At 55.6% G+C, this 20,285-nt stretch carries 17 protein-coding genes and 2 riboswitches; of the genes, 3 read left to right on the forward strand and 14 right to left on the reverse strand.

All coding sequences use genetic code 11. From position 1 onward, the window contains the following. Nucleotides 1–7: 7 nt before the first annotated feature. The 10 genes from ACFQPC_RS08620 to ACFQPC_RS08665 form a co-directional block, all read right to left on the reverse strand. On the reverse strand, nt 8–904 hold the full coding sequence (locus ACFQPC_RS08620) for a cobalamin-binding protein (RefSeq protein WP_382271461.1): 897 nt from the start codon (nt 902–904) through the stop codon (nt 8–10). Between the two features lie 19 nt (nt 905–923). Continuing rightward, a complete protein-coding gene (gene cobD / locus ACFQPC_RS08625; RefSeq protein WP_382271462.1) occupies nt 924–1,901 on the reverse strand; it encodes a threonine-phosphate decarboxylase CobD in 978 nt (325 codons plus the stop codon). Beyond that, nucleotides 1,894–2,835 carry an adenosylcobinamide-phosphate synthase CbiB gene (gene cbiB / locus ACFQPC_RS08630; RefSeq protein ID WP_382271463.1) on the reverse strand — a complete coding sequence of 314 codons (942 nt, stop codon included), beginning with the start codon at nt 2,833–2,835 and terminating at the stop codon, nt 1,894–1,896. The genes cobD and cbiB overlap by 8 nt, the downstream gene beginning before the upstream one ends. Nucleotide 2,836: 1 nt before the next feature. Next, nucleotides 2,837–3,385: a bifunctional adenosylcobinamide kinase/adenosylcobinamide-phosphate guanylyltransferase gene (gene cobU, locus ACFQPC_RS08635; protein ID WP_382271464.1), complete on the reverse strand. Its 549-nt coding sequence runs from the start codon at nt 3,383–3,385 to the stop codon at nt 2,837–2,839. After that, a complete protein-coding gene (locus ACFQPC_RS08640; protein ID WP_382271465.1) occupies nt 3,385–4,680 on the reverse strand; it encodes a cobyrinate a,c-diamide synthase in 1,296 nt (431 codons plus the stop codon). Before ACFQPC_RS08640 ends, cobU begins: the two co-directional genes overlap by 1 nt. Next, nucleotides 4,681–5,310 carry a cob(I)yrinic acid a,c-diamide adenosyltransferase gene (gene cobO / locus ACFQPC_RS08645; RefSeq protein WP_382271466.1) on the reverse strand — a complete coding sequence of 210 codons (630 nt, stop codon included), beginning with the start codon at nt 5,308–5,310 and terminating at the stop codon, nt 4,681–4,683. Continuing rightward, a complete protein-coding gene (locus ACFQPC_RS08650; protein ID WP_382271467.1) occupies nt 5,307–6,077 on the reverse strand; it encodes an ABC transporter ATP-binding protein in 771 nt (256 codons plus the stop codon). The genes cobO and ACFQPC_RS08650 overlap by 4 nt, the downstream gene beginning before the upstream one ends. Then, on the reverse strand, nt 6,077–7,126 hold the full coding sequence (locus ACFQPC_RS08655; protein ID WP_382271468.1) for a FecCD family ABC transporter permease: 1,050 nt from the start codon (nt 7,124–7,126) through the stop codon (nt 6,077–6,079). The genes ACFQPC_RS08650 and ACFQPC_RS08655 overlap by 1 nt, the downstream gene beginning before the upstream one ends. Before the next feature lie 108 nt (nt 7,127–7,234). Then, nucleotides 7,235–9,106: a TonB-dependent receptor plug domain-containing protein gene (locus ACFQPC_RS08660; protein ID WP_382271469.1), complete on the reverse strand. Its 1,872-nt coding sequence runs from the start codon at nt 9,104–9,106 to the stop codon at nt 7,235–7,237. A 147-nt stretch (nt 9,107–9,253) separates the two neighbouring features. Continuing rightward, a riboswitch (cobalamin riboswitch) is annotated at nt 9,254–9,467 on the reverse strand. A gap of 236 nt (nt 9,468–9,703) precedes the next feature. After that, nucleotides 9,704–11,704, reverse strand: a complete 2,001-nt coding sequence (locus ACFQPC_RS08665) for a TonB-dependent receptor (RefSeq protein ID WP_382271470.1) — start codon at nt 11,702–11,704, stop codon at nt 9,704–9,706. An 82-nt stretch (nt 11,705–11,786) separates the two neighbouring features. Next, nucleotides 11,787–12,008, reverse strand: a riboswitch (cobalamin riboswitch). 156 nt (nt 12,009–12,164) lie between these two features. Here ACFQPC_RS08665 and ACFQPC_RS08670 point away from each other — a divergent pair. Next, entirely contained in the window at nt 12,165–12,956 is a 792-nt protein-coding gene (locus ACFQPC_RS08670) for a BUD32 family EKC/KEOPS complex subunit (protein ID WP_382271471.1), read from the forward strand. On the opposite strand, the gene ACFQPC_RS08675 is transcribed toward ACFQPC_RS08670, so the two are convergent. The 3 genes from ACFQPC_RS08675 to cobT are packed head-to-tail and all read right to left on the reverse strand — an operon-like array spanning nt 12,953 to nt 15,386. Then, on the reverse strand, nt 12,953–13,507 hold the full coding sequence (locus ACFQPC_RS08675; protein WP_382271472.1) for a histidine phosphatase family protein: 555 nt from the start codon (nt 13,505–13,507) through the stop codon (nt 12,953–12,955). The two genes, ACFQPC_RS08670 and ACFQPC_RS08675, sit on opposite strands and share 4 nt — an antisense overlap. Nucleotides 13,508–13,515: 8 nt before the next feature. After that, complete coding sequence (locus tag ACFQPC_RS08680; protein ID WP_382271473.1) at nt 13,516–14,328, reverse strand: adenosylcobinamide-GDP ribazoletransferase; 813 nt, start codon at nt 14,326–14,328, stop codon at nt 13,516–13,518. 20 nt (nt 14,329–14,348) lie between these two features. Beyond that, the gene (cobT, locus tag ACFQPC_RS08685; RefSeq protein WP_382271474.1) at nt 14,349–15,386 is read right to left on the reverse strand and encodes a nicotinate-nucleotide--dimethylbenzimidazole phosphoribosyltransferase; all 1,038 of its coding nucleotides are present in this window, start codon (nt 15,384–15,386) and stop codon (nt 14,349–14,351) included. 496 nt (nt 15,387–15,882) lie between these two features. On the opposite strand from cobT, the gene ACFQPC_RS08690 reads away from it, so the two are divergent. Together ACFQPC_RS08690 and ACFQPC_RS08695 are read left to right on the forward strand one after the other, a co-directional pair. Continuing rightward, nucleotides 15,883–16,677: a protein phosphatase CheZ gene (locus tag ACFQPC_RS08690; RefSeq protein WP_382271475.1), complete on the forward strand. Its 795-nt coding sequence runs from the start codon at nt 15,883–15,885 to the stop codon at nt 16,675–16,677. Beyond that, a complete protein-coding gene (locus ACFQPC_RS08695; RefSeq protein WP_382271476.1) occupies nt 16,677–18,524 on the forward strand; it encodes a chemotaxis protein CheA in 1,848 nt (615 codons plus the stop codon). Before ACFQPC_RS08690 ends, ACFQPC_RS08695 begins: the two co-directional genes overlap by 1 nt. 70 nt (nt 18,525–18,594) lie before the next feature. Here the strand turns inward: ACFQPC_RS08695 and ACFQPC_RS08700 are convergent, their stop codons facing one another. Continuing rightward, nucleotides 18,595–20,250, reverse strand: a complete 1,656-nt coding sequence (locus tag ACFQPC_RS08700) for a bifunctional aspartate transaminase/aspartate 4-decarboxylase (protein WP_382271477.1) — start codon at nt 20,248–20,250, stop codon at nt 18,595–18,597. Nucleotides 20,251–20,285: the final 35 nt, after the last annotated feature.

Raw genomic sequence — 20,285 nt, forward strand, 5'->3', positions numbered from 1 at the left:
ACTTTGTTTATGGCTTGTTGGTGCGACGGCTGCGTGCGAGTTCCAGCTTTTCACACACCATCGCAGCGCCTTCGATCAGGCGTGGACCGGCACGATTCACCAGGTCGGCATCGACCGAAAACATATTGTCGTTTTTAACCGCGAGCATATTTTTATATTGTTTCCAGATTTCGAGTCCGCCCGATTTTTCCGCCTGGCGATCACCGGTCATCATCACTTCCGGGTTTTCCAGCAATACCGCTTCCGTCGTCACGATCGGTGCAGGAATCGATAAATTGGCAAAGATGTTTTCACCACCGCACAGGCGGATCACGTCGCTCATGATATTGCCACCATTCAGCGTATACACCGGCTTGCCCCACACCTGATAAAACATGCGTACCGTCGGCCGATTGCGGTATTGCGCCGCCAGTCGCGCCAGTTCGACACGTTCTGCCGCGGCGACTTTACTTGCTTGCTGCTCGGTACCCATCAGCATACCCAGGCGTTCTATGCTGGTCGGGATATCGGCCAGCTTCTTCGGTTCACTGAAATAAAAGGGAATGCCGAGCTTGCGCACATGCTCGAGCTGGCGCTCGGAATTGCCGTGCAGCCAGACCACCAGCAAGTCTGGTTTGAGCGCGATGATGCGCTCCACATCAATTTGCTGATGGCTGCCGACGCGCGGGATCTTCAAGGCTTCCGCCGGATAATCGCTATAGCCGACCGTGCCGACAATACGATCACCACCACCGGCGGCAAAAATCAATTCGGTTGCATGCGGTGCCAATGAAATGATGCGCTGTGCCGGTTTGTTCAGCGTAACGGTATTGCCGCCATCGTCCTTGACTGTGATTACAGCACTCGCACCGCCAGCGATAAAGGCAGTGCTCAGTAGCAGGGCTTGCAAGAAAAACTTATTCATATCATTTCCCGTGAATTTTTTATGTCTGTGGCGCATCTTCCAACGTCTGTTGCAAACGCTGCCAAGCTGCTTCATCCGGCGGTAAACCAAGACGGACACCATGCGAAAAAATCCTGATCCAGATGCCGTGCTGCGCCATATACGCGACAAATCCTGCGGCATTGGATGTCGGCCAGTATTGGAACAGCTCGGTGCCGTTTGACTGTATCCCTTGTGCCTGCAGCAACTGCTGCAAGCGTTTGCCGCTATCCTGCAATTGCCTGCGCATCTGCTGCTGCCAAACGGTATCAGCCAGCGCTGCAGCGCCTATCTGTTGCGCCGGGCCGCTGACGGTCCAGGGGCCCAGCAGATCCGCCAGTTCTTGCAGTAAGTCAGGATGCGCAGCAACAAAACCCAGGCGCAAACCCGCCAGTCCAAAAAACTTGCCGACCGAGCGGAATACGATCAAACCTTTTTGCGCCGTATATGCAGCCACGCTTTGTGCCGGCATGGTATCGCCAAAGGCTTCATCCACCAGCAGCCAGCCGCCACGGGCCGCGAGTCGCGCCGCCCATTCGAGTAATAGCTGCGGGCTGATTTTTTCACCGGTCGGATTATTCGGATTACAGATGGACAGCACATCGCAGTGATCAACTTCCGCTGCCAGCCGGTCGTAGGCCACTTCACGTACTTCATGACCTGCCTGCCGCCACTGATAACTGTGTTCCGCATACGAAGGAGCGGCAATCACCACGCGGCTGTGCGCACGCAAGCGCGGTAATGCCTGTATCGCCGCCTGGGTTCCGGCCACCGGCAAAAGTTGTGGCGCGCCATAATAAGTCTGCGCCGCCTCCAGCAAAGCGGTACTCGGCTCAGGCAAGCGATGCCAGGCATCAGCGGCCAACGGCGGCACCGGATAAGCTTGCGGGTTGATGCCTGTCGACAAGTCCAGCCACTCTGCGCGTGGCCGCCCATAACGCTGTATTGCATCGCGCAGGTTGCCGCCATGCTCAAGCATAGAATACTCCCGCGATACAAATCAGCAGCAGCCACAAAACAGTCGTCAAACGGACCAGGCGCCAGGCGCGTGCGATATCTTTACCGGTTGCCAAGGGGCCGGTGCCGAGCGGCGGACGCTGCTCCAGCTCACCGTCGTAAATTGCCGCACCACCCAATGATATGCCGAGCGCACCGGCACCGGCCGACATCACTGGCCCCGCATTCGGGCTCGACCAGGCCGGTGCTTGCGCACGCCAGCATTGCCAGGCCTGCTTCGTATTACCGAGTACGGCATAAGAGAGTGCCGTCAGGCGCGCTGGAATGAAATTCAAGACATCATCGATGCGTGCTGCGACACGACCAAATTCGTTATAGCGTTGCGTGCGGTAACCCCACATCGCATCGAGGGTATTCGCAAGGCGGAACAAAACCACTCCGGGACCACCGCCCAGGGCAAACCAGAACAGGGTGCTGAACACTGCATCATTGCCGTTTTCCAGCAGGGATTCAACTCCGGCTTTCGCCAGCTCGGCTTCTTGCGCCTGCGTGGTATCGCGGCTGACAATACGTGCGGTTAACAGACGTGCCTGCGCCAAATCGCCATCCATCAAGGCATGTGCTATCGGTAAGGTATGGTCGCGCAGGCTGCGCAAGCCGAGACTGAAGTACAGCAACAAGGCATGCACGCCAAGTGCGAACAAGGCATCGAATTGCGCCAACCAGAAAGTCAGCAACCAGGCGATGACGACAAACGGTGTGACGACCAGTATCCACGCCCATGCACCGAGTGCAATCCGCGAGCCACCGGTGTTGAGCTTCTTTTCCATGCGTATCGCCAGGTTGCCGAAGCCGACCAGCGGATGCCAGCGTGTCGCTTCACCCAGGCGCATATCCAGCAATACGCCGAGCAACATCAGGATCGCGATCGCACCGCAAGACAAACCAAATAGCATCTCAGCCCTTCAGCGCCAGCGGCAAACCGGCCACGACCAGCACCGCACGCTCACATGTTGCCGCTACTGACTGGTTCAGGCGTCCGGCTTCATCAACAAACCAGCGCGAAATCGCGCCTTGCGGCACGATACCCTGTCCGACTTCGTTCGAGACCAAGATGATGTCACCGGCGGCTTGCGCCAGGGCTTGCAAGAAAGCAGCGCGCTGCTCGGTGAAATAAGCCGGTTCGGCGATCACACCGACCTCGGGGAATTCCCGGTTTTCAGAGAACAGCAAATTGGATAGCCAGACTGTCAGGCAATCAAGCAGGATCAGGTTGTCCTCGCGACTGTATTGCTGAATCGCGTCGCCGAGCGCGAGTGTTTCTTCTACCGTTTGCCACAGGCTATCGCGGCGGGCGCGATGATGTGCGATGCGCAGCTGCATCTCAGCATCACCGGCTTGTGCGGTGGCGATATACACGACCGGCTTGCCGGATGCGGTTGCCAGCGCTTCCGCATGCGCACTCTTGCCGGAACGTGCACCACCAATTACTAGTGTGCGTGTCATTACTTACCCTCCGCCGTAAAAATCCGCGCGGTCGCCGCCGGGCAGGATGAGAAGTAGGCGTGGAAGTAGGTCGCAGTCAATGCACCTTGTTTGTACACCGCCTCACCTTGTGCGCCATTTGAACGTTTGACGGTTTGCGCCTGTGGCTCGACCGGGGTACTCAGCGTCGAGTAATGAAAGGCATGGCCGCGCAATTCGCCGTCTTCAGTTGCCAGCGACTGCATGCCAAGACCGGCCAGTTTGCCTTGCATTACCACCTCACCTGGCATCAAACCGACCATAGGCCATTGCTGGCCCTGCACATCGGTCAAATGATCGGCAATCACCATCATGCCGCCGCATTCAGCGAGTATCGGCATATGCCGCGCATGGGCCGCACGCATGGATTCCTGCCAGTTCTGCGCTGCCGCCAAAGTCGCGCAGTGCAGTTCCGGATAGCCACCGGGGATATACACGGCATCCGCATCGGCCGGTATCGCTTCATCATTCAGTGGAGAAAAGAATGCCAGCTTCGCACCGGCAGCGCGCAGGCATTCAAGGTTCGCGTGATACACAAAGGCGAAGGCTGCATCGCGCGCAATCGCGATGGTTTTACCTGCCAGCAATTGCGGCGTTGTCGCTGCAGCCAGGTTCTCATCCAGCGACACGGGCGCGATCGCTTCCCATGCCGCCATATCGATCTCGATCTGGTCGGCCATCTGGTCGAGGACCTGGTCAACTTGTGCAATTTCGTCCGGCTGCACCAGTCCCAGGTGGCGCTCCGGTAAAGCCTGCACCTGCTTCGGCAAAGTCGCGAGGATAGGCACATTGCGTATGCCCTGCGTCACCATCTTGGCGTGTGATGCGCTGGCAATACGATTGACAATCACGCCGGCCAGCTCAACCGGGCCGTATTGCTGCAAACCGAGTACTACCGCCCCCACCGTCTGCGCCATCTTGGCTGCATCCAGTACCACGACTACCGGCACCCCAAACGCACGCGCCAGGTCCGCCGATGAAGGATCACCATCGTACAAACCCATTACGCCTTCGATCAGGATCACATCAACTTCGCTTGCTGCCTTAGCCAGCAATCGACGGCAATCGTCAAGTCCTACCATCCATAAATCGAGCGCATAGACTTCAGCTCCGCTGGCACGCTGCAAAATCATGGGATCGAGGTAATCAGGCCCGGTCTTGAACACGCGTACACGCAAACCCTGCCGTATCAGCTTGCGTGCCAGGGCTGCGGTGACCGTAGTCTTGCCCTGGCCGGATGCGATGCCGGAAATCAGGACGATGCGTGCGCTAGCCATTTACCACTCCACGCCCTGTTGCGCGGCGATGCCATTCGCAAAAGCATGCTTGACCGGCTGCATCTCGGTGACGGTATCCGCCACCTCTATTAATTCCGGCGGCGCACCGCGACCGGTGACCACGACGTGCTGCATCTCCGGACGTGCCTGCAAATCGGCGATCACCTGTTGCACATCCAGGTATTTATATTTCAATGCGATGTTCAATTCATCCAGTACCACGAGGCCGATGGCCGGATCGCTCAGCAAGACTTGCGCGCGCTGCCAGGCTTTCTCCGCATTCGCCACATCGCGTTCACGGTTCTGTGTTTCCCAGGTATAGCCTTCGCCCATGACATGGAAACTGATTTCATCCGGAAAGCGCCGGAAGAAGTTTTCTTCACCGGTGGCGATTGCACCCTTGATGAATTGCACCACGCCCACCTTCATGCCATGGCCGAGTGCACGTGCCGCCATGCCGAAGGCGCTGGAGCTTTTGCCTTTGCCATTGCCGCAGGTAATCACCAACACACCTGCATTGCGCTTGGCGGCCTCTATCTTTTTATCGACGACTTCCTTCTTGCGCGCCATACGCGCATTGTGCCGCTCGTTCAAGCCGTCGACATCCTTGCTGTTCTGTTCTTCACTCATTGTTCTTCCTCAACTGCCAGGTAAATTGTGCGCTTGCCATGCTGCACGATTTCAATCGGATGGCCCAGGCATGCACTTAATAATGATGCCTGCATCACTTCAGCGACCGGACCGGCATGCCAGCGTCCGTCACCCATCAAGAGCAAGGCATGCGTCGCCACGCTATGTGCGAGATTCAAATCATGGCTGACCATCACCACGGCCTTTTGCTGTTCACGGCACAGTCTGGACAAGAGGCTCATCACACTGACCTGATGCGCCAGGTCCAGCGCGCTGGTCGGCTCATCCAGCAACATCAAAGGCGTATCCTGCGCCAACACTGCGGCTATTGCCACGCGCTGCCGCTCCCCACCTGACAGCGAACGCACATCGCGTTCCGCCAGGGTATCGGCATCCATGACCTGCAAAGCCGTGTGTGCGGCCGCATAATCCGCATCGGACTCCCAGTAAGCCGACTCATGGTAAGGATGGCGTGCCGTCAATACTGTTTCAATCACACGGTAACCAAAAGCATCGCTGCGCCCCTGTGGCAAATACGAACGTTCACGCGCCAAATCCTGTAATGGCCATTTCGCCAGCGCGCGTCCACCCAGTTCCAGCTGGCCGCCATCCGCGTCACGCAAACCAACCAGGGTGCGCAGCAAAGTACTCTTGCCTGCGCCATTGCGACCTATGACACACCAGCATTCACCGGGGCCGACCTGCCAGTCCAAAGCGTCGACCAGTACACGGTCGGCAATACTTAATTTGAGTTTGACGGCCTTCATCAGCGTTTCCTCAACTGGTGCAATTGCAGGAGGAAAACCGGCACACCGATGATGGCGGTAATGACACCCACCGGCAACTGCTGCGGCGCGACGATAGTGCGCGCCAGCGTATCCGCCAGTACCAGGAAGGTACCGCCGACTAAAGTGGCGGCAGGCAATAACAGGCGATGATCAGGGCCCAGTACGAAGCGACAGGCATGCGGCACGATCAGGCCGACAAAACCGATGCTGCCGGCATTGCTGACAGCACTCGCTGTCAACAGCGCCGAACATATAAACAAACCACCTCGAAATCTCGCGACATTGATACCCAGCGTAGACGCCGCTTCCGCATGCAGCGCAATCACATTGATCGCACGTGCCGCGCGTACCGAAAACGCGAGCGCTCCCGCCAATACTATCCACGGCACCCAACGGAACTGGGTACCGGACAAATCCCCTATCAACCAAAACACCATGCCACGCAAACGATTATCCGGCGCAACCGACAGCATCAGTGTCACCAGCGCGGCACAACCGGAGGCGAGGATAACGCCTGTCAGCAATAGCAAAGGCGCACTGCCATCCGCACCGGACGCACCGCGTAAATCGCGACGCGCCAGCAAAAATAGAATCAGCGATATCGTAATCGCACCGGCAAAAGCGGCCACATCGATTACCCACGCCAGCGTACAAAACAGCATCGCCGCCAATGCACCGACCGCAGCACCGCCCGACACACCCAGCACATAAGGTTCCGCCAAAGGATTGCGCAACAAGGCCTGCATCATCACCCCGGCCAGCGTCAGCGACGCCCCGGTCACGAAAGCGGAAAGTGCACGACTCAGGCGCAGCTCAACCAGGGTCGCCGCCATCGTCGAGGCCGTACCCTGCAGCAATTCACGTGTCGCGTCGGCGATATCGCCAAACGACAAGGTAACGGAACCCATCACGCCTGAAACAACAAAACTCAGCAAAGCGAGCACCAACAAAACAGACAACACCGCCCACGCGCGGGTCCGCCCCTGCAACGCTGCAATATGCGTACTCTTACCGGCCACCGTACTCATGGGCGCAACAACATTAGGACTTCCTCATAAAATTTGCGCATGCGATGCCGGATGACATCTCCGGGCATGCATGCGCAATCGTGCAACAAACGCTATTTTACTGATGCTTTATTTAAAACCGTAGCGCACACCCAGCAAACCGTTTGAACCCGGGGTGTTATAGCCACGTGCCAACACGTAGTCCTTATCAAGGACATTGTTCCAACGTGCAAACAATTGCCAGTCATTGCTCAAATTATAAGTGGCATTCAGGTTAAGCAAGGCATAACCGCCCAGTGGCTGGGTATTTTCGGAATTTGAAAAACGTGAGCCACTGAAACCGATATCGGCACCGGCGGAGAATTTCTCATTGACATAGTCAACACCGAGGGTGCCGTGATACCGGGCCCGACGTTCCAACAATGTATTCTTTGTCTTGTCTTTCGGATCCTGCAAATCAAGCGAACCATACAACCTGAAGTCACCAATCCGTCTGCCACCACCGACTGATAAGCCGGTTAACAAGGCCTCGTTGACGTTATAAGCACAGCTGCCGATACCTGTCATGGAACAAGGACGTTGCGTGATAATCATATTAGTCACACGATTACGATAGAAGGCAACGCTAAAATCCGATTTACCATCATCGTAGTAAATCCCGACTTCCGCATTTTTACCTTTTTCCGGTTGTACGTTAGGATTGCCGTAGCCGGTGTAATACAACTCATTAAATGTCGGGGCACGGAAGCTGGTTCCGATACTGCCACTGACACGGAGTACCTTACTGATGTGATAGCCATACCCGAGGCTGCCCGTGACATTGGAGCCGTAAGTGGAGTTATCGTCATAACGGGTGCTGATACTTCCCAAATGTGCCCCGCGCTGAAGCTGGTATGCAAGTGCCAGCGACTTCGTCGTACGTTCACGGTCAATCGGCAGGTTTGTTACAGCTGCTTCCTTCCGATGTTCGGTAATGACCTGCAATAAATCCGTACCAATTTTGATATCGTTTTGCCAGCTAACAAGTGTGCTGTCTGAGTTGATTGAACTCGTGCCTGTCGAGGTATAGCTATTTTGTTTATCGTAAGCCTTCGACACCTGGAAAAAACTTCCCCAGTTCGACGTGATCTGGTTTCGTGAATAGACCGAATAGACACCGACATCGCCTATGCTGCGTGCATCATAAGCGGGCGAACCACTATCGTATTGAGAATTACCGTGGCTTTGCAAGAAACTGGCACCAAGTTCCTGGCCTTTTGCCAGTTCCCATGCGAGTTGACCACTTATGCTGTTTTTGGCGTAACCATCCTTGTCTTTGCTATAGCCGCTGCCAACCAGCGGTACTGTTGCATTAAAACCTGTTGCCTCTTCTTGCGATGCATTAAACGAATAACGGATTTTGTGATCGCCATCGGTGGAACCCGCCACGCCCAATGAGTATTCTTTTGTGCCATAGGTTCCGGCACCAGCAGAAGCTGTCACACGCGGCGCGCCTGCGCCTTTCTTCGTGAAAACCTGAATCACGCCACCGACAGCATCTGCACCATACATACTGCTCATCGGGCCAAAGACCACTTCAATACGATCAATTTGCGATAAGGGAATCGAGGACCAGCTCGGTTCACCTGTTGTCGCCGAAACCGAGCGGACACCGTCAATCAACAAAACTACTTGTTTGCCGGAGGAACCGCGCATGTACAAGGTTGACGAGCTGCCGGCACCGCCATTGCGGGCAATTTCAATACCGCGCTTGCGTTGCAACAGATCGATCAGCGACGATTGTCCGGACTGCTGGATTTCTTCTGCACTAATTACGAGGTTATCGCTCAGTACATCGCCGGCTTTTTGCGCGGTGCGCGAAGCTGTTACCAAAACTGGTGTTAGCGATTGATCGGCAGGAGTTTGCGCAAAACTCAAAGGAGAAAATGCAGCGGAAACGGACAAGGCAATAGCCAGCGGCGGAAACGCCAGATTGGCGCGCCGTAAAACAGATGAGCTCATGATTACTTTTCATAGAAACAGCACCCAGCCCACCTCCCCGCAGGCTGGATTGAAAAGAAATACCGGAACCGATTAACGACGCAAACAGACAGGAAGCAGCTCGAAGCGGCACATGAACGAATCGCGTCGCGAACATCCCCGTTCGCGGCATTTCCACCTGTCCTGGCCGGTATCCGGGCTAGCAAGCACGAGCGCCCCACCTTCCCATGCAGCTTGCACAGTGGTTTGAGAGACGATCTGTCATTGAAAATGACGCTTGATTACCGTTGCGGGGGCAGCACACGTTAGCCTGAGGCATCGTGTTTCCCGTTTAACTACAGACATGAGCATGTCCGCGAGCACCAAAACTGGCGACATTGTAAGGGGCATGCGGGTGAGCCGCAACTTTGCAGGCGATTTAGCCTGTTGTGACGTCCTATTTGTGCAACACACAATAATATCCGGGGCCGGAAAAAAACAGTTCCATCCCCTGTACAGCTGATGGCTTCGTGAAGCAAGCCACCGCCACGCAAGCATCGGCCATAAAAATTGCGCATCCGGGATCGGGGCCTCTGCCCTATCTTCGGATGCGCAACAAGTTTTCAAAGATTCAAACTACTAGAAATCTTTACGCACCGACACCCTCAAGGAACGACCTGCCTCAGGATATATATTGGCGTCACTGCTGCACTCACCATAAGCCTGGGTGTAATAGTTTTTATCGGTCAGGTTGGCACCGCGAACGGCGAATTCCCAAGTTCCGACACGCACTGCATAACGCGCATCAAGCGTCGTGAAAGCCGGGATTTTCGAATTGCATGCGTTTGTAAAATCACCCGCATAACGTTGTTTATCGACCCACTGCAAACCAACATCAGCACTTTGACCGTTGCCCGGTACCCAATTCAAACGCAAGGTCGCAGTATTTTTTGGAACCAGCGTCATTTCCTTGCCGGCATAAGGGCCTTCGATAAATTTAGCGGAAACATGCTGCAAGACCGCCGACAAGGTAAACGCTTGTGCCAAACGTGTACTTGCCTCTATCTCTACACCTTCGCGTTCGGTCGGATCCAGGTTCACATTCGCGCCGTTACAGAATCCAAAACCACACGGCGGTACCAAAGGATCAAAATATATCTCGTTCTTCAAACGATGCCTGAACAACTTGGCTGTCAGCTTCCGGTTAGCATTACCCAGTGTCGCACCCAACTCATAGTCATTGGATACTTGCGGTTTGAGCGGCACATTGTTTTGTGTGTAACCGTTATCGTCCACATTCGCTACGCGATAACTGCGACCCGCTTTGGCAAAAATACTGGCGATTGGGGTCAGTTGATAACTGCCTTGCAGGTCCCAGGCATTGAGCGAAAATTTCTGGTCATACGGAATACCGCCCCTGAAAGATTGATCGAATTGCTCATGCCGTGCACCTACTGCAACGCGCGCATCGCCAAAACGCAACTCATCTTTGAGATAGATGGCCTGTGATTTCTGGTCACCGTTTTTTACCAGGGGATTGCCATCCGTACTCACCCGGCGGCTGGCGTCGGAAAAATCCAATCCAACGACAAATTCATTCTTTATCGCCCCAGCTTGTGACAGATAACGTGCCCTTGGGGAAAACTGCGTTGCGTGGCCGTCATAGGTCGACACCGGCCCTTGCACCAGGGGTTGGAAGAACGGGGAATAAGATGTTTTTACTACACGATCCCGATATGAAAGATCGGCAGCCAATTCCCAATTTCCCAAACGCTTTTCCGCAAATATTGTGTAAAGGTTTGAATCGATAGACGCATAGTCCAATGGCGTCGTTGTTTGTCGTGGATTCTGGGCAAACTGTGCCGGCGACAGGGCCCCCGCCAAACCGGAATCCTGGCGCGCTGAAGCAACACGCAGACCAATCCGGCCATCGGCAAACGCCCATTGCATACTGCCGCTAAAGTTATCCTGCCGGAGCTTGTTATTGTCCCGGTAATTGTCAGTGTGGATACTGCTTAAATTCGCATCAATCGAGAAGTTATTCCAACCCTTGGCAAGCGATGCGCGTACCTCTTTCGAGTTAAAGCTACCAACTTCGGCAAACAAAGATGCGCGTGTCGCCCCGGTCATTCCTTTTTTGGTAATGATCTGAATCGTGCCGCCGGTTGCTCCTTCGCCATACAGCACGCTGCTACCACCACGCACTATCTCTATCCGCTCTATCGCATCGATCGGAATCGCTGACATGAGCGGAACGGCCTGTTCGTTTTCAGAAATACGAATACCATCGACCAGCACCACCATATTTTGATCACTGGTTGCACCGAATCCGCGTAAATCCAGCGAGTAATCGGATGTGCCGTATGGGCTTTGTCGACCATACACGCCACCAATCTTGCGAATGGCCTCATTCACATTCCCTATCCCCGCTTCACGGATCTGCTCCGCGGTTATCACCGTTGCGCCTATCGGTGCAAACGACGGATCGTTTTCAAACCGCGAAGCCGACACAGTAACCGGCGCCAGCTTCTGACCGGTTTCAACTTGTGCAACAGCAGGAAAACTTAAAGTGGCGAGTGCGGAAACCAGTGCGAGCGGTTTCCATGCAGCGGTGCTGCGAGGTGGTGGCAGGGATTTCATTTTTTGCTTTATTCAATGGGAAGCACCCGACCAGCCTCCCCGCGGATCGAGTTCAACGAAAGCACGGGCGGACAGCGCCGCATTGCTTTCACCTGTCCTGGCCGGTATCCGGGCTGGCAAGTCTGAACGCCCCACCTTCCCATGCACCTGCACAGTGGTTTGAGGGGCAATCTGTCGGCCTGCGCCGACGCTTGCTTACCGTTGCGGGGGCAGCACACGTTTGCCATCGGACATCAGGCATCGTGTTTCCCGTTTAACTGCGGACATGGACATATCCGCGGGCACCAAAACTGCGCCATTGTAAGGGTGGCGCCACTTATCGGCAAATTCACAAGGAATTAACAGCGCCTTTCCTGTGCCTAAACCACCACAGTCGCAAGCAGCTTTCTGGCCATGCAGAATGCCACCTGGCAAGGGCTCTGGTCTATAATCCAGCCTTCCCTGCTTACCCGCTCCTCGCATGCTAACTCCCGACCAAGTGCAAACGATCACCGCGCAACTGGCGCGCAAGAATGACCGCACGCAATTGGTGGATCTGGACGGCACGCCCGTTATCGTCAAACGACTGGAAGCACCTCTCAAACACTGGGGTTATCCGGTACTGAATACGCTCGCCCGCTTGCTCGGCCAGCCTATGCTGCGCGCCGTGCCGGCACCGGGCGGTAGTGAAGCCCAGGCAATTGAAGTGGCACGCCTGCGCGCACTGGCCGCCGCCGGCGTCTCGGTGCCTGAAGTCCTGCATGTGACACCGCAATGGTTTGCGCTGTCTTTCCTCGGCGCAAACTCGGTCGATCAATTACTGCGCCAGCAACCGGCACAAGCACGGGACTACTGGCAAATGGGCTTGCAGGCGATACTTGAGCTGCATCGCCAGGGCCAGACTGCCAGCCAATGCTTTGCACGCAATATGATTGCGCATGAAGGCAAGATCAGCTTCATCGATTTTGAAGATGATCCTAGCAAAGTCATGCCATTGGCCGCTGCGCAGGCCCGCGACTGGCTGCTCTACCTGCACTCGACGGCTTATATCCTGCCGATGGACAGACAAGAGATCGCCCGGTTGTTTATCGATTATTTATTGCAGGATGATGTCGCTGTACAGCGTGAAGTACGACGTGCGGGAGCTGCATTCAGTTGGTTGCGTATTTTGCCCAAAGAACGCAAGCCATGGGGACGTGATGTGGTGTCGGTACAGGCGGCGGCACAAGTGCTGAATATCGTTGTACAGCTGATGCGCAAGCAGGCGCGCTAACAATCCACTACCAGTAATTCACCGTAGCGTATCTTGTGCGGCTTTTGCGCTGCATATAAAGCCATTTCCGGCACCGACAAGCCATGTTCACAGGCTGCCAGCAAACGGATAATCCCGGCATGGCAAATCACGATCGCATGCTCGATTTGCAGCTCGGTCAATTCATCCCGGAAGGCACGTACGCGCTGTGCCACCTGCATCACGCTTTCGCCACCGCCGGGCTGGTACTCGACCATATCATTGCTCCACGCATCAATCGCGGTGCGCGGGATGTCGTCCCAGGTACGCATTTCCCAATCGCCGAAATGCATTTCCGCCAAGCGCTCGTCGTAAGTAGGCTTGGCACAGCCCAAGGTTTGCGCCAGGCTTTCCGATAAATCCATGCAGCGCCGCAAAGGGCTGGAAAACACCATCGCATTCCTCGGCAATACCGGCAACAAGGATGCATGCGCCGAAGCCAACTCTTCCGCGGCAACAGCCAGATCAGTGCGGCCATAACAAGTATTGGCAGCAACAATGGGACGTGGATGGCGGACGAGATAGAGATGCATGGCACTCCTCAATGACTGATGACGGTCAGGACTCCAAGATAAAATGCAACTTCGGCAACTTGCTGGACAGCGCCCAGGGTGTCACCGGTATACCCTGCGATACGGCGCTGGAACATGCGCGCCAGCCAAAATGCGGCAAGCGCGGCAAAGAATATCCCGCACGCGACGCCAGAAACAGGGAGTAAGCCGGTGAGGCAAAGCAATGCTATTGGCAAAAAGGTGGTGCCGGCGGCAATGCCGAATTCCTTGTTAGACATCTGTTGCGCAATTGGTTTCGCTTTGCCGTTGGCTTTTGCATATTCCATGCGCCACACCAGGCTGATCGCTGCCAAACGGGATAATGGATGCGCAATCAGCAAGGCGGACACCACCGCCGGCGATGGCAAACTGGAAAGTGCCATCCACTTCAGGGCCAGCATCAAACCTATCCCGATCGCACCATAAGCACCTATGCGCGAATCCTTCATGATTTCCAGCGCACGCTCCGCTGTACTGCCACCACCGAGCCCGTCGCAGGTATCAGCAAAACCATCTTCATGAAACGCACCGGTCAGGTAAATCCCGGCTATCGTCGACAGCAACACGGCTATCGACTGTGTCCACAATAACGAAGCAATGATGTAGACAATAATCGTCGCCAATGCCACCACGATGCCGACCGCCGGAAAGTAGCGCGATGCATGCTGCAACCATTGTGCATCAAACCCTACCCAGCGCGGAACCGGGATGCGTGTAAAGAATTGCAAAGCTACAAAGAACAGGCGCAGCTGATGCAGGCAACGTGCAGTGAAACTGTGGTGAGGGACGATTTCCGATTCCATGATGTGCAGGTGTTATATGTTTATGCGTTTTGTTGACTGACGTCAGCCGATTCAAAGGTGGCCATTTCGCGCAGGAAATTGACGGCTGCATGCAACAAAGGCAAAGCCAGCACACTGCCGGTGCCTTCGCCCAGGCGCAAACCCATTTGCAGCACAGGGCGACCACCGAGGTGCTGGATCATTTGCCGGTGCCCATGCTCATCCGAGCAATGCGCAAAGACACAGTAATCGAGGATAGACGGTTGCAGGCGCGCCGCCACCATCAAGGCGCTGGTAATAATGAAACCGTCTATCAGCAATACCATGCGGCGCTCTGCCGCCTTCAGCATGGCGCCAACTATCATCGCGACTTCAAAGCCGCCGAAGGTGGCGAGGATGTCCAGAGGCGCATTCGTCGCGACAATCGCCGCGTGGTGCGCGACTGCATCCTGTACCACCTTTTGCTTGTGCAATATCCCTTCCTGCGCGAGGCCGGTACCGGCACCGACGCATTCTGCCGCCGGTAAGTTGGTCATCGCATGCATGATGGCCGCCGCCGCCGTGGTGTTGCCGATCCCCATCTCGCCGAAGCCCAACACATTGCCCTTGATCCCGTCGACCAGGTCCATCCCGGCTTGCATTGCTTGCGCACATTGTTCGGCACTCATCGCCGCTTCCCGTGCAAAGTTGCGCGTACCGTAAGCGACCTTGCGATCCAGCAATCCGGCACGCAGACCGAAATCATGGTTCACACCGGCATCCACGATATGCAAGGCACATTGATTTTGCCGGGCGAAGACATTAATCGCCGCGCCGCCGGCCAGGAAATTTTCCACCATCTGCCAGGTCACGCTCTGCGGATAGGCAGAGACATTCTCGGCCACGATGCCATGGTCGGCGGCAAAAACGATTAATGCAGGATCAATAATCTGCGGCTGCGTCGTTTGCTGGATCAGGCCGATCTGGCGCGCCAGGACCTCCAGCATGCCGAGGCTGCCCAGCGGCTTGGTTTTGTTATTGATCGCAGCCGCCAACCCGGCGGATAAAGCGACGTTCTCGGTAGAAGGAATGGTAATCATGTTTGTTATGCAAATCGGGGGCTTGGATACTCCAATAGCGCCCGTGGAATAAATGCCAATACGTTAATAAGGTTCTGCAGATCCGCAGTGCACGAAAGGCTGGCAGGCTATGCCCAAAATGCGCGGGCATGAAAAAGTGTTTGCAGTGTAGGCGCGCGCTCCCGCTGCGTCAAACGACATCCGGGCAGGCATGGCCCTGCCATTTCCGACCATATACATGCAACACCGACCAGCATGGCAGGCGGCGATGACAAGCCGGTTACAGAAATACAATGTAAATCCGGTCCGTTTAACAATATTTTGCAAGTGTTGCCAACAGCCGCCAACTTCGAGTGATTTACTATGCGCCCCTCTCAAATCTGGGTATTATTGCCTTGGATCAACGCGCAAATTGCGCGTACCAAAATCCATAGTCTGCCGGGCTTTTAGCGCCAATCAACGCGCGCATCGCGACCGGCATCGATATAAATGGATAACAGACAGGGAAAGGTATTACATGAGCGGCGATTTAGATGATTTTGATGCACTGTTTGAAGAGATTTCCGCGCAACGAGCGGAAACGATAGCTGCGCCTGCCGCTACACCTGCCAGCCCGCCGCCTGCCGCAGTGACGCCCGCTGCGGCAGCCCCTGCTCCTGCCGCCGCTGCCGCGCCATCGACACCAGCCAGCGAAAACAGTGAAGACCTCGGTGACAAACCGATGTTTGAACGCCTCGGCGGCATCGTTCGCCTGCTGCACGATTCCCTGCGTGAGCTCGGTTATGACCGCTCGCTGTCCGATGTCGCGTCGGAAATCACCGATGCACAAGGTCGCCTCGAATACGTCGCGACCCTGACCGAACAAGCGGCCAACAAGGTATTGAACGCGATTGATGTCGGCATGCCGGAACAGGATGCATTGTCCAAAAGCGCCAAGGATATGGATGCGCGCTGGGCCCAGTTATTCGAAGGCAAACTCAGCGTCGATGAATTCAAGGCACTGGCCCATGATTCACGTCAATTTGCCGGCAAGGTCACCGAAGTGACCGAGGCGGAAAAAGCCCGCCTGCTGGAAATCATGATGGCGCAGGACTTCCAGGACATCACCGGCCAATTGATCAAGAAAATTGTCACCATCACGCACAAGGCCGAAAGCGAACTGGCGCAGCTGTTGCGCGACAATGCACCGGCCGAAGTCAAGGCAGCCCATCCGGAAAGCAAACCTGCCGAACTGATGAACGGTCCGTCTGCACCTGCGATCGCAATGGTGCAGGATGATGTCGATAGCCTACTTGCCGATCTGGGGTTCTGATGGATGACATGCTCAAGGATTTCGTCGTTGAGGCGCTGGATCTGGCGACGAATGTAGAAGAGCACCTGCTTACACTGGAGCGTAATCCAGGTGATCTCAATACGCTGAATGCGGTTTTCCGTTCCTTCCACACGATCAAGGGCGGTGCCGGTTTCATGAACCTGCCCGCGATGGTCTCGGCCTGCCACCTGACTGAAAACCTGTTCGATGCCTTGCGCACCGGGCAAGTACCGGTGACGCCTATCGCCATCGAAGCGGCGCTGCAGGCGAGCGGCTTTGTCGCCGATCAACTGGATGAACTGGCGAACGGTGCACAGCCGGAAAGCCTGTCGGCCATGCCAAGCTCGCTGGAAGATATCCTCAACAGCGCGATTGCAGGCACCAGCGAAACCAGCGCACCGGTGGCCGAAACAGTCGCCGCTGCGCCCGCAACAGCGGTTAGCACAGTCGGTGCCGACGGCCTGGACTGGAACGCACTTTACCTCGCGGTAGTGCCAGCTGGTACGGCGCCTGAATTGGTCGCAAATGCAGCCAGCACTGTGCCGTCAACAAGCGCGGCCCCGGTAGCGGCCGCACCTGCGAAAGCGGCGGAAGCCGGTGCCAACAAACCCTGGGACGGCATAGACCGGCGCGGTGGTGGCGACAAGCAAGGCGGCGCAACGCTCAAGGAAGACAGCATACGGGTCGACGCGGTCAAGCTCGATACCCTGCTCGAAGTTGCCGGTGAATCGGTACAAGCCGCCAACCAGGCCAGCGTGTTGCTGGAAAAACTGGCACAGTTCCCGGTCGAAGGACATGCCGCAACCCTGATGGCCGCATTGGCGGAAACCCTGAATCGGGCATCGCGTTACTCGACCGAATTGCAACGCGCCACATTGGCGACACGCATGCAACCGGTCGGCAAGCTGTTCCAGAAATTCCCACGCCTGGTACGTGAATTGGCGAAAGACCTGGGCAAGGATGTCGAGTTACAAATCGAAGGGGCGGAAACAGAAGTCGACCGCGTCGTGGTCGACAGCCTGTACGATCCTTTGGTGCATATGTTGCGCAACTCGCTGGACCACGGCATCGAAGAAGCCGCAGTCCGCGCCAAGTCCGGCAAGCCGGTCAAATCGACCATCCTGCTGAAAGCATGGCAGGAAGCCAGCAGCGTCATGATTGAATTGTCGGACGATGGCAAAGGTATGGATGGGCAGCAATTGCGCGCCAAGGCGATTTCAAAAGGCCTGATCTCCGACAACGCGGCACAAACCCAGGAAGAAATGCTGCAACTGGTATTCCTCCCGGGCTTCTCGACCAAGGAAGTTGCAAACAGCGTGTCCGGTCGTGGCGTCGGCATGGACGTGGTGAAGACGGCAGTCGAAAAACATCGCGGTGCAATCACCATCGACTCGGTGCTCGGTGCCGGCACCCGCTTCTCGATCCGCCTGCCGATCGAATTGTCCATCGTTCCCACCATGCTGGTACGCAGTTCCGATGCAGCACTGGCATTGCCGATGGCGGTGGTACAACGTGTCGTCGAGTTGCCGGAAGAATTCGAACAAGTCGGTGGTGCCCCGGTCCTGCGCGACCAGGGACGTCCATTGCCGGTACGTTCGCTGGCCGGTGCCCTCGCCTATGAAGTAGGTGTGGAAAAGGTCGGTATCGTTATCGCCGCACCGCAACCTTACATCCTGTCAGTAGGCATGGTGGAAGGCACGGCAGACCTGGTGATCAAACCGATGACCGCGATTACGGTACCCGGTATCGCCGGTACCGCACGCTCGGCAGAAGGCGAACTGGTGCTGGTCGTCGGCCTCTCCTTCCTGCTCGAAGGTTGTCGTTCCACCCCTAAACTGGCTGCATAAAAAACTGCGGGTGGTGATGTTCTTGCAGACATCACCACCTGCCAGCCATCCTGCAAATACCCCACCCCTCTTAGCGCGTTTTCTTGCCCTTGGCCTTGCTGGTCGCTTTGACCGCCTTCACTGCAGCCTTCGGCTTGCCCTTGCCTTTTTCCGCCTTGAACACTTCATAGAATTCGGTCGCCATATTACGGATTGCGCGACCGATATTCGCATAGTCGTATTCATTCAGGTTGGCCAGCGATACCCGTCCCGATGGACGGGTCGTGCCAAAGCCGCGACCCGGCAACAGGATGACGCCGGTTTCTTCGGCCAGGCGGAACAAGGCTTCATTCGGTTTCAGGCGCTTCAGCAACCATTGCGAAAACTCCTTGCCATGCATTTGTTCGGACAGCGATTCCATATCCAGCAAATGGTAGTAACGCACCGAATTAGGATCATGTTGCATAGGCAGGCCCAGTTCGCGATACAGCGCCTGCTTGCGACGCAGGACGATGCGCTTCATCTCGGCCTTATAGCTATCCGCCTCATCCATCAATGCAAACAGTGAGAACAGACTCATCTGCGCTTGCACCGGTGTCGACAAACCGGCGGTATGGTTGAGCGCTACGGTGCGGCTATCGGCCACCAGGCGGTCGATGAACTTCAGCTTGCGTGGTTCGGTGGTGATCGAGTGATAGCGCTCATCCAGTTCCTTGCGCAGTGATTCCGGCAATTTCGCGATTTTCGCATCCAGGATGTTGTTTTCATGCGTTGCCACCACGCCCATACGCCAGCCGGTTGCACCGAAGTATTTGGAGAAGGAATACACCAGGATGGTGTTGTAAGGACACATGGCAAACAGCGAAACAAAGTCATCTGCAAATGTGCCGTACACATCATCGGTGAGGATGATCAGGTCCGGACGTTTTTTGACGATCTCGACGATATAGGCGAGCGTCTTGTCATCGATCTTGACCGAAGGCGGATTGCTGGGATTGACGAGGAAGAAAGCTTTGACCTTCGGATCGAGCAGCTTGTCCAATTCCTTCTTGGTGAATTGCCAGTTATTCGATTGCGGCGCATCGATCGTCATTTCCACCAGCTTGTAATCGTTGAGCTGGGGGATTTCGATATACGGCGTAAAGATAGGCATGCCAAGTGCGATGGTATCGCCTTCCTTGATCAGGTGATTCGCCTTCAGGCTGGCGAACAGATAAGTCATCGCTGCAGTACCGCCCTCCACCGCATACATATCGAAATTACCGACAAATGGATGCGTACCTATCATTTCCTTATGGATGTACTGACCAACGATTTTTTCACTCAGGGTCAACATGCGATCCGGCACCGGATAATTACAACCAAGGATGGCTTCACACATTTCATAAATAAAATCGCCGGCCGAGAGGCCGAGCTGGTCGCGCACATACGAAACCGCCGCTTCGATAAAACGGATACCGGGGACAGTGGAATGTTGTTTCGCAAAAATTTCAAAACGCGACTCTATGCCTTCGCGTTGCGGAAAACCGCCGACATCTTTCATGTAGATATACGAACGCTCCGCTTCCGTCATCGCGAACAGGCCGAACTGGAAGAAGCCGTGGCGTGGTGTCGTCGCCAGGAAGTTAGGATTGCCGCGCCCTGCATTCAACATGTGCTGATTGCTTTTCTTCGCTGTCTGTATCAGCGCATCCTTCAATTCAAAAGGGCTTAACAATGCGAGTTTGTCTGGGTTACTGAAGTCCATTTGCACTACTCCTTATCAATAATGAGAAGCCCCGC

The organism is Herminiimonas glaciei, from assembly GCF_042664955.1.
Taxonomy (GTDB): domain Bacteria; phylum Pseudomonadota; class Gammaproteobacteria; order Burkholderiales; family Burkholderiaceae_D; genus Oxalicibacterium; species Oxalicibacterium glaciei.

Bases quoted from the DNA above. Each gene is read 5' to 3' on its own strand.
- cobU (WP_382271464.1), bottom strand. From the start codon at position 3,385: ATGACACGCACACTAGTAATTGGTGGTGCACGTTCCGGCAAGAGTGCG.
- ACFQPC_RS08650 (WP_382271467.1), bottom strand. From the start codon at position 6,077: ATGAAGGCCGTCAAACTCAAATTAAGTATTGCCGACCGTGTACTGGTC.
- ACFQPC_RS08675 (WP_382271472.1), bottom strand. From the start codon at position 13,507: ATGCATCTCTATCTCGTCCGCCATCCACGTCCCATTGTTGCTGCCAAT.
- cobD (WP_382271462.1), bottom strand. From the start codon at position 1,901: ATGCTTGAGCATGGCGGCAACCTGCGCGATGCAATACAGCGTTATGGG.
- ACFQPC_RS08680 (WP_382271473.1), bottom strand. From the start codon at position 14,328: ATGGAATCGGAAATCGTCCCTCACCACAGTTTCACTGCACGTTGCCTG.
- ACFQPC_RS08665 (WP_382271470.1), bottom strand. From the start codon at position 11,704: ATGAAATCCCTGCCACCACCTCGCAGCACCGCTGCATGGAAACCGCTC.
- cbiB (WP_382271463.1), bottom strand. From the start codon at position 2,835: ATGCTATTTGGTTTGTCTTGCGGTGCGATCGCGATCCTGATGTTGCTC.
- ACFQPC_RS08700 (WP_382271477.1), bottom strand. From the start codon at position 20,250: ATGGACTTCAGTAACCCAGACAAACTCGCATTGTTAAGCCCTTTTGAA.
- ACFQPC_RS08670 (WP_382271471.1), top strand. From the start codon at position 12,165: ATGCTAACTCCCGACCAAGTGCAAACGATCACCGCGCAACTGGCGCGC.
- ACFQPC_RS08620 (WP_382271461.1), bottom strand. From the start codon at position 904: ATGAATAAGTTTTTCTTGCAAGCCCTGCTACTGAGCACTGCCTTTATC.
- ACFQPC_RS08690 (WP_382271475.1), top strand. From the start codon at position 15,883: ATGAGCGGCGATTTAGATGATTTTGATGCACTGTTTGAAGAGATTTCC.
- cobT (WP_382271474.1), bottom strand. From the start codon at position 15,386: ATGATTACCATTCCTTCTACCGAGAACGTCGCTTTATCCGCCGGGTTG.
- ACFQPC_RS08660 (WP_382271469.1), bottom strand. From the start codon at position 9,106: ATGAGCTCATCTGTTTTACGGCGCGCCAATCTGGCGTTTCCGCCGCTG.
- ACFQPC_RS08640 (WP_382271465.1), bottom strand. From the start codon at position 4,680: ATGGCTAGCGCACGCATCGTCCTGATTTCCGGCATCGCATCCGGCCAG.
- ACFQPC_RS08655 (WP_382271468.1), bottom strand. From the start codon at position 7,126: ATGAGTACGGTGGCCGGTAAGAGTACGCATATTGCAGCGTTGCAGGGG.
- ACFQPC_RS08695 (WP_382271476.1), top strand. From the start codon at position 16,677: ATGGATGACATGCTCAAGGATTTCGTCGTTGAGGCGCTGGATCTGGCG.
- cobO (WP_382271466.1), bottom strand. From the start codon at position 5,310: ATGAGTGAAGAACAGAACAGCAAGGATGTCGACGGCTTGAACGAGCGG.